The sequence below is a fragment of the Streptomyces capparidis genome (assembly GCF_054782095.1).
Genome location: NZ_BAAGTD010000098.1, coordinates 1 through 15,236, shown reverse-complemented (window position 1 = coordinate 15,236; position 15,236 = coordinate 1). Strand labels below are relative to the sequence as shown.

Annotated in this window: 1 protein-coding gene and 1 pseudogene; both read right to left on the bottom strand. The window is 75.4% G+C overall.

Annotation, left to right across the window (positions count from 1 at the left end):
- Positions 1–8,140: pseudogene (locus ACYVO2_RS36610) on the bottom strand (type I polyketide synthase); the annotation flags it as partial.
- A 61-nt stretch (positions 8,141–8,201) separates the two neighbouring features.
- Positions 8,202–15,197, bottom strand: a complete 6,996-nt coding sequence (locus ACYVO2_RS36605; protein WP_461012448.1) for a type I polyketide synthase — start codon at positions 15,195–15,197, stop codon at positions 8,202–8,204.
- Positions 15,198–15,236: the final 39 nt, after the last annotated feature.

The window sequence follows — 15,236 nt, the reverse complement described above, 5'->3', positions numbered from 1 at the left end:
TGAACAACAACCCACCCGAATCCGGCAACTCCACAGCCGCACCCAACAGCGGATGATCCGCAGCACTGACCCCCGCCGACTCGACGGCTCCGGCGGGCACGCCCGCGTCCAGCCAGTACGGGCGGCGCTGGAACGCGTAGGTGGGCAGCTCCGCCCGCCGCGGCGTGAGGCCCGCGAAGTGGCGGCCCCAGTCCACCGCGACTCCGTGCACATGGGCCTCGGCCAGCGAGCGCAGGAAGTGGACGAGGCCGCCGTCGTCCCGGCGCGAGGAGTCGAGGGTGACCGCCTCGCGCCCGGTGTCCTCGGCCGTCTCCTGCACACCTACGGCGAGCACGGGGTGCGGCCCCGCCTCGATGAACACGGTGTGGCCGTCCGCCAGGGCGCGGCGGGTGGCCTGTTCGAACAGCACGGGGTGCCGCAGGTTCCGGTACCAGTAGTCCGCGCCGAGGTCGGCGGTGTCGGTCGGCTCCCCGGTCAGCGACGAGTAGAACGCGATACCGCCGGTGCGCGGAGCGATGCCCGCCAGCTCTTCGAGCAGACGTTCGCGGACGGTCTCGACCTGCGGCGAGTGGGAGGCGTAGTCCACGGGGACCCGGCGGACGCGGACTCCGTCGGCCTCGCACCGGGCCAGCAGCGCGTCGAGGGCCTCCGGGGTGCCGGACACCACCGTCGAGCCCGGCCCGTTCACCGCGGCGACGGAGGCGCGGCCGTTCCATCCGGTCAGCATCGCGCCCACCCGCTCCGCGGGCAGCGCCACCGAGAGCATCCCGCCGTGCCCGGAGAGGTCCTTCGCGATCACCTGGGAGCGCAGCGCGACGACCTTGGCGCCGTCGGCGAGCGAGAGGCCGCCCGCGACCACGGCGGCCGCGATCTCGCCCTGCGAGTGGCCGATGACGGCGGACGGCTGGACGCCGTAGGACGCCCACAGCTCGGCCAGGGACACCATGACGGCCCACTGGGCGGGCTGGACCACGTCCACCTTGCCGAGCGCGGACTCGTCGGACAGCACGTCGAACAGCGGCCAGTCCACATACGGCGCGAGGGCGGCGGCGCATTCCCGCATCCGCTCCGCGAACGGCGGCGACGACCGCAGCAGCTCCTCGGCCATCCCGGCCCACTGCGCGCCCTGGCCCGGGAAGACCAGCACCGGCCGGGCCCTGTCGTCGGAGGCGACGCCTTGGACCACCACCGGGGCCGCGCCGCCCTCGGCCAGCGCGCGCAGCCCCCGCTGGAGGTCGTCGCGATCGGCGCCCAGCACCACCGCGCGGTGCTCAAGCACCGCCCGGCCGGTGGCCAGCGCGTGTCCGATGTCCGCCGGGCTCGGCTCCGTGGCGGTGGTGAGGTGGGCGAGCAGCCGTTCGGCCTGGGCGCGCAGCGCGTCGGCGGACTTGCCGGAGAGGATCCACGGCACCGGGGCCGGAACCACGGGCTGCTCCGCCACGGCGACGGCGTCCGCCGGGGCGGGTGCCTGCTCGATGACGGTGTGGGCGTTGGTGCCGCTGATCCCGAACGACGACACCGCCGCCCGCCGCGGACGACCCACCTCGGGCCACTCCCGCGCCTCCGTCAGCAGCTCCACGGCACCGGCCGACCAGTCCACCTGCGGCGACGGCTCGTCCACGTGGAGAGTGGGCGGCAGCACACCCTCCCGCATCGCCATCACCATCTTGATCACACCGGCCACACCCGCAGCCGCCTGCGTGTGCCCGATGTTGGACTTGATCGAGCCCAGCCACAGCGGACGGTCCTCGGGGCGGTCCTGGCCGTAGGTGGCCAGCAGCGCCTGCGCCTCGATCGGGTCACCCAGACGGGTCCCCGTCCCGTGCGCCTCCACCGCGTCCACGTCACCGGTGGACAGCCCGGCACTGGCCAACGCCTGATGGATCACCCGCTGCTGCGACGGCCCGTTGGGCGCCGTCAGGCCGTTCGACGCGCCGTCCTGGTTGACGGCGCTGCCCCGCACCACCGCCAGCACCCGGTGCCCGTTGCGGCGCGCGTCCGAAAGCCGCTCCACCAGCAGCATGCCCACGCCCTCGGACCAGCCCGTGCCGTCCGCCGCCGCCGCGAACGACTTGCACCGCCCGTCGGCCGCCAGACCACGCTGCCGCGAGAACTCCACGAACGTCCCCGGCGTGGACATCACCGTCACACCACCGGCCAACGCCAGCGAACACTCCCCCGACCGCAGCGCCTGCACCGCCAGATGCAGCGCCACCAACGACGACGAACACGCCGTGTCCACCGTCACCGCGGGCCCTTCGAGCCCGAACGTGTACGCCACCCGGCCCGACACCACGCTGCTCGAGGTCCCGGTGCCGAGGAAGCCCTCGACCTCCTCGGGGACGGTCCTCAGCCGGGCGCCGTAGTCGTGGTACATCACTCCGGCGAACACCCCGGTCCGGGAGCCCTTGAGCGTCGTCGGGTCGATGCCCGCCCGCTCGAACACCTCCCACGAGGTCTCCAGCAGCAGCCGCTGCTGCGGGTCCATCGCCAGCGCCTCACGGGGCGAGACCCCGAACAGTTCGGCGTCGAAGTGGTGGGCGTCGTGGAGGAATCCGCCCTCGCGGGCGTACGAGGTGCCGGGGCGGTCGGGGTCGGGGTCGAACAGGCCCTCCAGGTCCCAGCCGCGCTCGTCCGGGAACTCCCCGATGCCGTCGGCGCCGTCCAGCACCAGCCGCCACAGGTCCTCGGGCGAGGCCACCCCGCCCGGGTAGCGGCAGGCCATGCCGACGATCGCGATCGGCTCGTCCACGGCCCGCGGGGTGCCCGGCGCGGGCGACGGGGACGGCTCCCGGCCGCCCAGCAGCTCGGTCTCGAGGAACTCGGCCAGCGCGGCGGGGCTCGGGTGGTCGAAGACCAGGGTCGCCGGGAGCCGCAGCCCGGTGACGGAGTTGAGGCGGTTCCTCAGCTCTATCGCGGTGAGGGAGTCGAAGCCGAGTTCCTTGAAGGCCCGGCCGGGCGGCACGACCTCCCCGTCGACGTAGCCGAGGGCGGTGGCCGCCTCGGCGCGGACCAGTTCGAGCAGCACCCGGTCCCGGTCGGCTTCCGGCAGGGCGGTCAGGCGCCGGGCCAGCGCGCCGCCGCCGGGTTCGCCCGCGGCGGGGGCCGGGCCGCGCCGTCCCGGCCCGCGGACCAGGCCGCGCAGCAGCGGCGGCACGGACCCGGTCGGCTCCAGCCGGGTGACGTCCAGTCGCGTCGGCACGAGCACCGCCTCGGCGCGGGCGCAGGCCGCGTCGAACAGGGCGAGGCCCTCGTCGGCGGAGAGGCCGGTCAGTCCGGCGCGGGACATGCGGGCCAGGTCGGTATCGCTCAGCGTGCCCGTCATGCCCTCGGCGGGCGCCCACAGGCCCCAGGCGAGGGAGGTCGCGGCGAGGCCCCGCGCCTTCCTGTGGTGCGCCAGCGCGTCCAGGAAGGCGTTGGCCGCCGCGTAGTTGCCCTGGCCTGAGCTGCCCAGCGTCCCGGAGACGGAGGAGTACAGCACGAACGCGGACAGGTCCAGGTGGCGGGTGAGCCGGTGCAGGTTCAGCGCGCCGCGGACCTTCGGGCGGAACACCCGCTCGACGTGCTCCGGGGTGAGGGTGTCGATGAGGCCGTCGTCCAGCACGCCCGCGATGTGCACCACGGCGGTGAGCGGGTGCTCCGCCGGGATCCCGTCGAGCAGGGCGGCGAGCGCCTCGCCGTCCGCCACGTCGCACCGGGCGACGGTCACCGCGGCGCCCAGCGCGGTCAGCTCGGCGCTGAGCTCGGCGGCGCCCGTGGCCGCCGCCCCGCTCCGGGCGGCCAGCAGCAGGTGCCTGGCCCGGTGACGGGTGACCAGGTGCCGGGCGAGCAGGCGTCCCAGCGCTCCGGTGGCCCCGGTGACCAGCACAGTGCCGTCCGGGTCGAGCGGGAGCGCGCCGTCCCGCGCGGCCGGGGCGGCCCGGGTCAGCCGCGGCGCGCGCAGGTCCCGGCCGCGGAGGGCGAGCTGGGGTTCGCCGGTCCGCACGGCGGCGGTGACCAGGTGCGCGGCGTCCGCGGGGTCGTCGGCGTCGAGCAGCGTGAACCGGCCGGGGTGCTCCGACTGCGCGGAGCGCACCAGGCCCCACACGGGTGCGGCGGCCAAGTCCCGCACGTCCTCGTCGTCGGCCGCGGCGATCGCCCCGCCGGTGACCAGCACCAGGTGGGAGGAGTCCAGGCGGCCGTCGCCCAGCCACGACCGCAGCAGGTCGAGCACGGCGGCGGTGGTCTTGTGCGCCGCCTCGGCGAGGGCGGGCGCCTCGGCGCCGTCCCCTCCGCCCGGGATCGGGCAGACGACGATGCCGGGCACCTGCCGCCCGTCGTCCAGGGCCGCGCCGAGCGCGGCCAGGTCCGGGTACTCCGCCGCGCCGACCGCGGTGAACGGGGCCGCGGCCGTAGCGGTGCCCAGGACGGCCAGGTGGGCCGCGCCTTCCGCGGAGGGCTCGTCCGCGGCCGCCGTCTCCCGGGCCGCGGCGACCGTGGCCCAGTCCACCCGGTAGAGCGTGTCCTGCCGTTCGGCGCCGGCGTTGCGCAGGTGCTGCTCGGTGACGGGCCGCAGCACCAGGTGTCGCGCCGTCAGCACCGGGCTGCCCAGGGCGTCGGCGACGTCCAGCGCGATCGCCCCGGCCCCGGCCGGCGCGAGCCGCACCCGCAGCGCCGTCGCGCCCGGCGCGTGCAGCGTGACGCCGCGCCATTCGAACGGCAGCCGGACCCGTGTCGGCTCGCCCGCGAACCCGGCGAACGCCAGGGCGTGCAGCGCGGCGTCCAGCAGCGCCGGGTGGAGCCCGAACCTGCCCGCTCCCGCGGCCGCCGCGTCGTCCAGCGCGACCTCGGCGAACACCTCGTCGCCGCGCACCCACGCCGCCCGCAGCGCCCGGAACACCGGGCCGTAGCCGAGCCCGGCCTCCGCCAGTCGCGGGTAGAACCCGTCCAGCTCCACCGGGACGGCGTCCGACGGCGGCCACGCCGCGAGCCCGGCCTCCCCGGACGGCGCGGCGGGGGCGAGCACCCCGCCCGCGTGGCGCGTCCACGGATGGTCCTGCCCGGTGGCGCTCTCCGGGCGGGAGTGCAGGGTCACCGGCCGCCGCCCGGCGTGGTCCGCCGCCCCCACTTCGAGCTGGAGTTCCACGCCGCCGTGCTCCGGCACGATGAGCGGCGCTTCGAGGGTGAGCTCTTCGAGGCGGTCGCACCCGACCTGGGCACCGGCCCGGACGGCGAGTTCCACGAACGCCGTGCCGGGCAGCAGCACCGAGCCGAGCACCGCGTGGTCGGCGAGCCAGGGCTGGGCGTCCACCGACAGGCGGCCGATCAGCAGCGACTTGTCCTCACCGGCCAGGCTGACGGCGGCCCCCAGCAGGGGGTGGTCCGGCAGGCCGACGCCGCCGGGCAGGGCGCCGAGGGAGTGCGACGCGGGCGTCCGCAGCCAGTACCGCCGGCGCTGGAAGGCGTAGGTGGGCAGGTCGGTGAGCGCGGCGCCCCGGCCCGCGAAGAAGCGGTCCCAGTCCACGGGGACGCCGCGGACGTGGGCGTGGGCGAGAGCGGTGGTGAGGGTGCGGGCCTCGGGGCGGTCGGCGCGCAGGGCAGGCACACAGGTGACGTCCCGCGGCAGGACCTCCTGCGCCATCGCGGACAGGACACCGTCCGGGCCCAGCTCCAGGAAGACGGTCACGCCCTGGTCGGCGAGCGCGCGCACACCGTCGGCGAACCGGACCGCCTCGCGGACGTGCCGCACCCAGTACTCCGGCGAGCACACCTCGTCTGAGACCAGGCCGCCGGTGAGGTTCGACACCAGCGGGATACGCGGTTCGCGGTAGGTCAGCCCTTCGGCGACCTGCCGGAACTCCTCCAGCATCGGCTCCATCAACGGCGAGTGGAACGCGTGCGACACCGCGAGTCGCTTGGTCTTGCGGCCCTGCGCCTGGAAGACGGCGGCGACCTCCGTCACCGCCCGCTCCTCACCGGAGACGACCACCGACGACGGCCCGTTGACAGCCGCGATCGACACCCCACCCGACAGAACAGCGCTCACCTCGGCCTCGGTGGCCTGCACCGCCACCATCGCCCCACCCTCGGGCAACGCCTGCATCAACCGACCACGCGCGGCAACGAGAGCGCACGCGTCGTCCAGCGACAGCACCCCCGCCACATGCGCCGCCGCCAACTCACCGATGGAATGCCCCGCCAGATAATCCGGCACCACACCCCACGACTCCACCAACCGGAACAGCGCCACCTCAAGCGCGAACAACCCCGCCTGAGCGAACACCGTCCGATCCAGCAACTCCCCGTCCCCGCCGAACACCACCTCACGCAACGGCCGGTCCAACCGCCCGTCCATCCGGGCGCACACCGCGTCGAACGCCTCCGCGAACACCGGAAACGCCTCATACAGCTCCCGGCCCATCCCGGCCCGCTGCGCCCCCTGCCCCGTGAACAGGAGCCCCAGCACGCCTTCGTCCGCGGCGAGTCCGTGCACCAGCCCGGGTCGGTGGTCGCCTTCCGCGAGCGCCCGCAGCCCGGTCAGGAACTCGTCGCGGTCCGCCGCGACGACGGCGGCCCGGTGCTTCATCGCCGCCCGGGACGTGGCCAGGGACAGGCCCACGTCCCTCGGGTCGGCCTCGGGCAGCGCCGCCACATGTGCGTGGAGCCGCTCGGCCTGGGCCCGGAGCGCCGCCTCGGACCTGCCCGACACCAGCCACGGCAGGACCGGCGTGCCCACCGCGGCGGCCACCTCGGGCGCCGGACCCTCGGCCGCCGCCTCCGCGTCCTGTTCCGGGGCCTGTTCGACGATGGTGTGCGCGTTGGTGCCGCTGATCCCGAACGAGGACACCGCCGCCCGGCGCGGACGGCCTGTCTCGGGCCACTGCCGCTCCTCCGTCAGCAGCCCCACGGCACCGGCCGACCAGTCCACCTGCGGCGACGGCTCGTCCACATACAGGGTGCGCGGCAGCACACCCTCCCGCATCGCCATCACCATCTTGATCACACCGGCCACACCCGCCGCCGCCTGCGAATGCCCGATGTTCGACTTCACCGACCCCAGCCACAACGGCCGGTCCCCGTCCCGGCCCTGCCCATAAGTCGCCAAAAGCGCCTGCGCCTCGATCGGGTCACCGAGACGCGTCCCCGTCCCGTGCGCCTCCACGACGTCGATGTCACCCGGCTCGAGCTGAGCGTTGGCCAACGCCTGCCGGATGACACGCTGCTGCGACGGCCCGTTCGGCGCCGTCAACCCGTTCGACGCGCCGTCCTGGTTCACCGCCGAACCCCGCACCACCGCCAGCACCCGGTGCCCGTTGCGACGCGCGTCCGACAGACGCTCCAGCAGCAGCACCCCCACACCCTCGGCCATGCCCATGCCGTCGGCCGCCGCCGAGAACGCCTTGCACCGCCCGTCCACCGCGAGACCGCGCTGCCGCGAGAACTCCACCAGCGGACCCGGAGTCGCCATCACGGCGACACCGCCGGCCAGGGCGAGGGTGCACTCCCCGCCGCGCAGCGCCTGGGCGGCCAGGTGGATGGCGACCAGGGAGGAGGAGCACGCGGTGTCCACCGTCACCGCCGGGCCCTCCAGGCCGAGGGTGTAGGCCACCCGGCCGGAGAGCACGCTGGTCGCGCTGCCGGTCAGCAGGTGCCCTTCGACGCCTTCGGTGGGCTCGTGCAGCCGGGGACCGTAGTACTGGTGGCTGGCGCCGGCGAAGACGCCGGTGGCGCTCCCGTGCAGCGAGGCGGGGTCGATCGCGGCCCGCTCGATCGCCTCCCACGAGGTCTCCAGCAGCAAACGCTGCTGCGGGTCCATGGCCAGCGCCTCGCGCGGCGAGATCCCGAACGCCTCGGGGTCGAACTCCGCGGCGTCGTGCAGGAAGCCGCCTTCCCGCACATGGCACTTGCCCGGCTGCCCGGGCTCCGGGTCGTACAGGCCGTTGATGTCCCAGCCGCGGTCGGTGGGCAGCGCGGATATCCCGTCGCCGCCGGAGGCCACCAGCTCCCACAGGCCCTCGGGCGAGCGCACGCCGCCGGGGTAGCGGCAGGCCATGCCGATGACGGCGATGGGCTCCTGGGACGCCTCGACGAGCTCGCGGTTCTGCTGCCGCAGGCGTTCGGTCTCCTTCAGGGACGCCCGCAGCGCCTCAACGATCTTGTCGGTGGATGCAGTCATGGCCGGCCTCACACTTGGAGCGTCTTCGGGCGTCTTCGGGGCGTGGTCAGGAGTCGGGGTTGTCGAGCGCCATCCGGATCAGTCCTTCGACGTCCATGAGGTCGATCGAGTCCGTCGCGGCGTCCGCCTCCGGTTCCGGCCGCGACCGCGGGTGCGGCTCAGGTTCGGCCTCCGGTTCGGGCTCCTGGCCGGCGCCGAACATCTCGGCGCGCAGGAATTCCGCGAGGACGGTCGGCGTCGGGTGGTCGAAGACGAGGGTGGCGGGCAGCCGCAGTCCCGTGGCGTCGCCCAGGCGGGTCCTGAGCTCCACCGCGGTCAGGGAGTCGAAGCCCACGTCCTTGAACGCCCGGGTGGGTTCCACGGCGCGCGCGTCGGCGCGCCCCAGGACGGCGGCCACCTCGCCGCGCACCAGCTCGAGCAGGGCGCGCCTGCGTTCGCTGTCGTTCATGCCGCTCAGCCGGCGTGTCAGCGGCGGCACCCCGTCCCCGTCCGCGTCGGGCTCCCGCGTCGCGGCGGCGAGCAGGTCCCGGACCTCGGGCACGGCGCCGAGCAGCGGGCTGGGGCGGGCGGAGGTGAAGGCGGACACGAAGCGCTCCCAGTTGACGTCCGCGACGGCGAGGAAGGTCTCGTCGCGGTCGAGGACGTGTTGCAGGGCGTCGATCGCCGTCTTCGGCGGGAGCAGCGGCAGGCCGCGCCGGTCGAGGTGGTCCCCGGCGACGTTGTCGGCCACCATGCCGCGTTCGGCCCACGGGCCCCAGGCGATGGAGGTGGCGGCGAGGCCGCGGGCCCTGCGGTGCTGGGCCAGGCCGTCCAGGTAGGCGTTGGCCGCCGCGTAGGCGCCGTGCTCGCCGCTGCCCCAGACGCCGGAGATGGAGGAGAAGAGCACGAACGCGTCGAGCGGCCGGTCGGCGAGGAGTTCGTCGAGGTGGGCGGCGCCGGTCACCTTGGCCGCGAGGACGGCGGACATCTCGGCGGGGGTGAGGTCGGCGACGTGGGACATCCGGTTGATGCCCGCGGTGTGGAAGACGGCGGTCAGCGGCTGGTCCCGTTGGATCCGGGCCAGCAGGCCCGCCAGCGCGGACCGGTCGGTGACGTCGCAGGCGGCCAGGGTGACGCGCGCCCCGAGGTCGGTGAGCTCCTTCTCCAGGGCGGCGGCGTCCTCGGCGGCCGGGCCCCGCCTGCCGGCCAGGACCACGTGGGGTGCCCCGTTGCGGGCCAGCCAGCGGGCGACCTGGGTGCCGAGCGCCCCGGTGCCGCCGGTGACCAGCACCGTCCCGGTGGGCTTCCAGCGCCGCCCGGCGGGCGGCGGGTCGCCCGCCGAGGGGTCGCGCAGCAGCCGGCATCCGTGCAGGCCCGACGGGCGGACGGCCAACTGGTCCTCGCCGTCCGGCGCGTTCAGTGCGGCGCGCAGCAGGGCGCGGGTCCGCTCGCCGCGGAGTTCGGCGAGGTCGGGGAGGTCGATCAGGCCGCCCCAGCAACCGGGCTGCTCCAGGGCCACGACCCGGCCGAGGCCCCAGAGCAGGGCCTGCCGCGGGGAGGTGACCGTCTCGGCGCGGTCCACGGCGACGGCGCCGCGGGTGGCGCACCACAGCGGCGCCTTGAGCTCCAGGTCCTCCAGGGCCTGGACGAGTGCCACGGTGAGGGCGAGGCCGGTGGTCAGCGCCGGGTGGTCCGGGTGCGCGGACTCGTCCAGGGCGAGCAGCGACAGCACGCCGTCCACGGGGGTGCCGCCGTCCAGCGCGGCGCGCAGCCGCTCGGCCAGCGCGGCGCGGTCGCCGTCGGCCGCGGTCAGGGTCACCCGGACGGTGTGCGGGGCCAGGTCGGCGAGCGCCGCCGCGGCCTCGGCCGCCGCCCGCCCCGGCGGCACGGCCACCAGCCAGGTGCCGGACGGCTCGGCCGGCGCGGGCTCGGCGAGCGGCTGCCAGCCCACCCGGTAGCGCCAGGTGTCGAGGGTGGCCAGCGCCTGGTGCTGCCGCCGCCAGGACGACAGCGCGGGCAGCACCGCGCCCAGCGAGGACCGGTCGGTCTCGCCGTCGAGGCGCAGCGCGCCGACGAGGGCGTCGAGGTCCTCGCGCTCCACGGCGTCCCAGAAGCCCCGCTCGACCGGGTCGGTGTCGCGCGGCGCAGGCGCGGGGGCGGGCGTCAGCCAGTAGCGCTCACGCTGGAACGCGTACGTCGGCAGGTCCACGGGGGTGTGCGGCGGGTCGGCCAGCACCGCGGGCCAGTCCACCGCCGCGCCCCGCACATGGGCTTCGCTCAGCGACGTCAGGAAGCGGTCCAGGCCGCCCTGGTCGCGGCGCAGCGAACCCACCACCACGCCGCCGCCCGCGGGCTCCTCCGCCGTGTCGAGCAGTTCGCGCAGCCCGGGGACCAGCACCGGGTGCGGGCTGACCTCGATGAAGACGCGGTGCCCGTGGTCGAGCAGGTCGCGGGCCGCGGCGGCGAAGCGCACCGTCTGCCGCAGGTTGGTGTACCAGTACTCGGCGTCGAGCCGGGCGGTGTCGATGCGGGTGCCCGTGACCGTGGAGTGGAACGGCACCTCGGCGGTGACGGGGGCGATCGGCGCGAGCAGGTCGAGCAGGCGCTCCCTGATGGCTTCCACCTGCGGGGAGTGCGAGGCGTAGTCGACGGGGACGCGGCGGGCCCGGATGTCGGCCGCGGTCAGCTCGGCCAGCAGCCCGTCCAGGGCGGCCGGCTCTCCCGAGAGCACCACCGTGCCGGGGCCGTTGAGCGCGGCCACGGCCAGCCGCTCGCCCCATGGCGCCAGCCAGGGCTCCAGTTCCTCAGGGGACAGCGGCACGGACATCATGCCGCCCTGCCCGGCCAGCGCCACCAGGGCCCGGCTGCGCAGCGCCACCACGCGGGCGGCGTCGTCCAGGGACAGCGCGCCCGCCACGCACGCCGCGGCGATCTCGCCCTGGGAGTGGCCGATCACGGCGTCGGGGTGGACGCCGCAGGAGCGCCACAGCGCGGCGAGCGACACCATCACGGCGAACAGCGCCGGCTGGACCACGTCCACCCGGTCGAGCGAGGCGCTGCCCGGACGCTCGTGGAGCACGTCCAGCAGCGACCAGTCGGTGAACGGCGCGAGCGCGTCGGCGCACTCCTCCATCCGGGCGCGGAACACCTCCGACGTCGCCAGCAGCTCCCGCGCCATCCCGGCCCACTGCGCGCCCTGGCCGGGGAAGACGAACACGACCTTCCCGCCGGGCCCGGCGGCGCCCCGCACCACCTGGGGCGCGCTCTCGCCGCGGGCCAGCGCCGCGAGCCCGTGCAGCAGCCCGTCCCGGTCCGCCGCCACCACCGACGCGCGGTACGGCAGCGCGGGCCTGGTGGTGGCCAGGGAGTACGCCACGTCGGCGGGCCGCGGCTCGGGGTGGTCCCGCAGGTGGGCCAGCAGCCGGGCGGCCTGCTCCGGCACGGCGGCCTCGGTGCGGGCGGAGAGCAGCCAGGCGGTGGGCGCCGAGGGCTCGTCCCGCGCCGGGGACACGGCGGCCGCCGGGGACCGCTCGGGGTCGGCCGCCTGCTCCAGGATGACGTGCGCGTTGGTGCCGCTGACGCCGAACGACGACACCGCCGCCCGCCGCGCCCGCTCGCCCCGCGGCCACTGCCGCGCCTCGGTCAGCAGCTCCACCGCTCCCGCGGACCAGTCGACATGCGGCGAGGGCTCGTCCACGTGCAGGGTGCGCGGCAGCACCCCGTGCCGCATCCCCATCACCATCTTGATCACCCCGGCGACACCGGCGGCGGCCTGGGTGTGCCCGATGTTGGACTTGACCGAGCCCAGCCACAGCGGCCGGTCCCCGGGCCGGTCCTGGCCATAGGTCGCCAGGAGCGCCTGCGCCTCGATGGGGTCGCCGAGCGTCGTGCCCGTCCCGTGCGCCTCCACCGCGTCGATCTCCGCCGGCGCCAGGCCCGCGTTGGCCAGCGCCTGCCGGATCACGCGCTGCTGGGACGGGCCGTTGGGCGCCGTCAGGCCGTTGGACGAGCCGTCCTGGTTGATCGCGCTGCCCCGCACCACCGCCAGCACCCGGTGCCCGTTGCGGCGGGCGTCCGACAGACGCTCAAGCAGCAGCACCCCCACGCCCTCGGACCAGCTCGTCCCGTCGGCGGCCGCCGCGAACGGCTTGCACCGCCCGTCCGGGGACAGGCCCCGCTGCCGCGAGAACTCCACGAACACGCCGGGGGTGGACAGGACGGTGACTCCGCCCGCGAGCGCCATGGAGCACTCGCCCTGCCGCAGCGCCTGGGCCGCCAGGTGCAGCGCCACCAGCGACGACGAGCACGCGGTGTCCACGGTCACGGCCGGGCCCTCGAGGCCGAAGGTGTAGGCGACCCGGCCGGAGAGCACGCTGCCCGCGTTACCGATGCTCAGATAGCCCTCGACACCGTCCTCCGACGACGTGGGGCCCGAGGCGTAGTCCTGGTTGCTGATGCCCGCGAAGACACCGGTGCTGCTGCCCTTGAGCGACGTCGGGTCGATGCCCGCCCGTTCGAACACCTCCCACGAGGTCTCCAGCAGCAGCCGCTGCTGCGGGTCCATCGCCAGGGCCTCGCGCGGGCTGATCCCGAAGAACTCGGCGTCGAACCGGTCGGCGTCGTGCAGGAACCCGCCCTCCCGCACATACGAGGTGCCCTGGTGGCCGGGGTCCGGGTGGTAGAGCTTCGACAGGTCCCAGCCCCGGTTCGCCGGGAACCCGCCGATCGCGTCGCCGTCGGCGGACACCAGGCGCCACAGGTCCTCGGGCGAGGCCACGCCCCCGGGGAACCGGCAGGCCATGCCCACGATCGCGATGGGTTCGGCCTCCGCCGGGACGGCGGCGGGCACGGCGGGCGCCGCCGCGCGGTCCGCTCCCGTGAGCTCCGCCAGCAGCAGACGGGACAGGGCGGCGGGAGTCGGGTGGTCGTAGACCATCGTGGTGGGCAGGGCCAGCCCGGTGATCGCCACCAGCCGGTTGCGCAGCCGGACCGCGGCCAGCGAGTCGAACCCGGCCTCCTTGAACGCCCGGTCCGCGACGACCGCCGCCGCCGAGGCGTGGCCGAGCACCCCCGCCACCGTGGAGCGCACGAGTTCGAGCAGCGCGGGCTCCCTCTCGCCCTCGGGCAGGGCCAGCACCTGCCGCCGCCACACCGAAGGCTCGTCGGGCCCGGCGCGGTCGGCGTCCGCCGACGCCGCCTGGACCTCGGGCAGATCCGCGAGCAGGGCACCGCGGCGGCCCGGCGCGGACGCGTCGAGGAAGCGGACCCAGTCCACGTCGGCGACGGTGAGCTGCGCCCCGCCCTCCGCGACGGCGCGCGCCAGGACGTCGATGGCCCGGTCGGGCGGTATGGGGGTGAGGCCACCCGCCCGCAACCGACGGGCCACCACCTCCTCCTCCGCCGCCATACCCGTCCCCGCCCACGGACCCCACGCCACCGACGTGGCAGGCAACCCCTCGGCCCGACGCCGCTCAGCCAACGCATCCAGGAACGCGTTCGCCGCCGCATAGTTGCCCTGACCGGCATTCCCCACCGCACCCGCCACCGACGAGAACAGCACAAACGCCGACAGCTCCACATCCCGGGTCAGCTCATCGAGGTGCCGGGCCGCGTCCGCCTTCGCCCGGAGCACCCGGTTGAACCGCTCCGGGGTCAGCGACTCCACCACCCCGTCGTCCAGCACACCGGCGGTGTGGAACACGGCCGTCAGCGGACGATCCACCGGGACGTCGGCGAGCAGCGCGGCCAGGGCGTCCCGGTCGGCCACGTCACACGCGGCCACCGACACCGCCACACCCAGACCGGTCAACTCATCCCGCAGCTCTTCCACGCCCTCGGCGGCTGGGCCACGACGGCTCACCAACAGCAAGTGCTCAGCACCGTTGCGGGCCAGCCACCGCGCGACCTGCCCACCCAACGCACCAGTGCCACCGGTGACCAGCACCGTCCCACTCGCCCGCCACGACACCTGACCGTCCCGACGACCCGGGGCACGCACCAGACGGCGCACGAACACACCCGAGGAGCGCACCGCGAGCTGGTCCTCGTCGCCGATCCCGGCGAGCACTCCGGCCAACCGGTCCAGCGCCCGCTCATCCACCTCGGCGGGCAAATCGATGAGACCACCCCACCGGTCCGGGTGCTCCAACGCCACCACCCGACCCAGACCCCACACCTGCGCCTGCACCGGACTGGCCAGCCGGTCCGAACGACCCACCGACACCGCACCACTGGTCAGACACCACAACGGCGCCCCAACCCCGGCATCACCCAACGCCTGCACCAGCGCCAACGTCCCGACGACCGGCTCCCCGGCAACAGTCAGCAGCGACACCACACCCGCCGCACCCCGAGCACCGACCTCACCCAACCGCCGCGCCAGCACCCCACGATCAGCGTCGCCCTCGACCAACACCACCTCGGCACCCCGGCCACGCAACGCCCCGGCCACCGACTCGACCAGACCCGCCCGCACCTGACCGACCGGCACCACCACAACCCACGACCCGGACAGCGCACCCACAGGCGCACCCGCCATGGGGTTCCAGGTGATCCGGTACCGCCAGCCGTCCACCTCGTCCTGCGCACGACGCCGACGCCGCCACGACGACAGCGCAGAAAGCGCCGCGCTCAGCGGGGACTCGGCCGCAACTCCCAGCGTCCCGAGATCGCCACGCTCCACGGCCGCCCAGAACTCGGCGTCCACCGACTCCGACCGGCCCTCGCTCCCGGCAGTGCCCACCACGGCACGCGGCCAGAACCGTTCGCGCTGGAAGGCGTAGGTGGGCAGGTCGGTGAGCGCGGCGCCCCGGCCCGCGAAGAACCGGTCCCAGTCCACGGGGACACCACGGATGTGCGCGTGGGCGACAGCGGTGGTGAGGGCGTGGGCTTCGGGGCGGTCCGCGCGCAGTACGGGGACACAGACGGCGTCGTGCGGGAGGACTTCCTGCGCCATCGCGGACAGGACGCCGTCCGGGCCCAGCTCCACGAAGGTGGACACGCCTTGGTCGGCGAGGGTGGTCACGCCGTCGGCGAACCGGACCGCCTCGCGGACGTGCCGCACCCAGTACTCCGCCGAGCACACCTCGTCCGAGACCAGGCC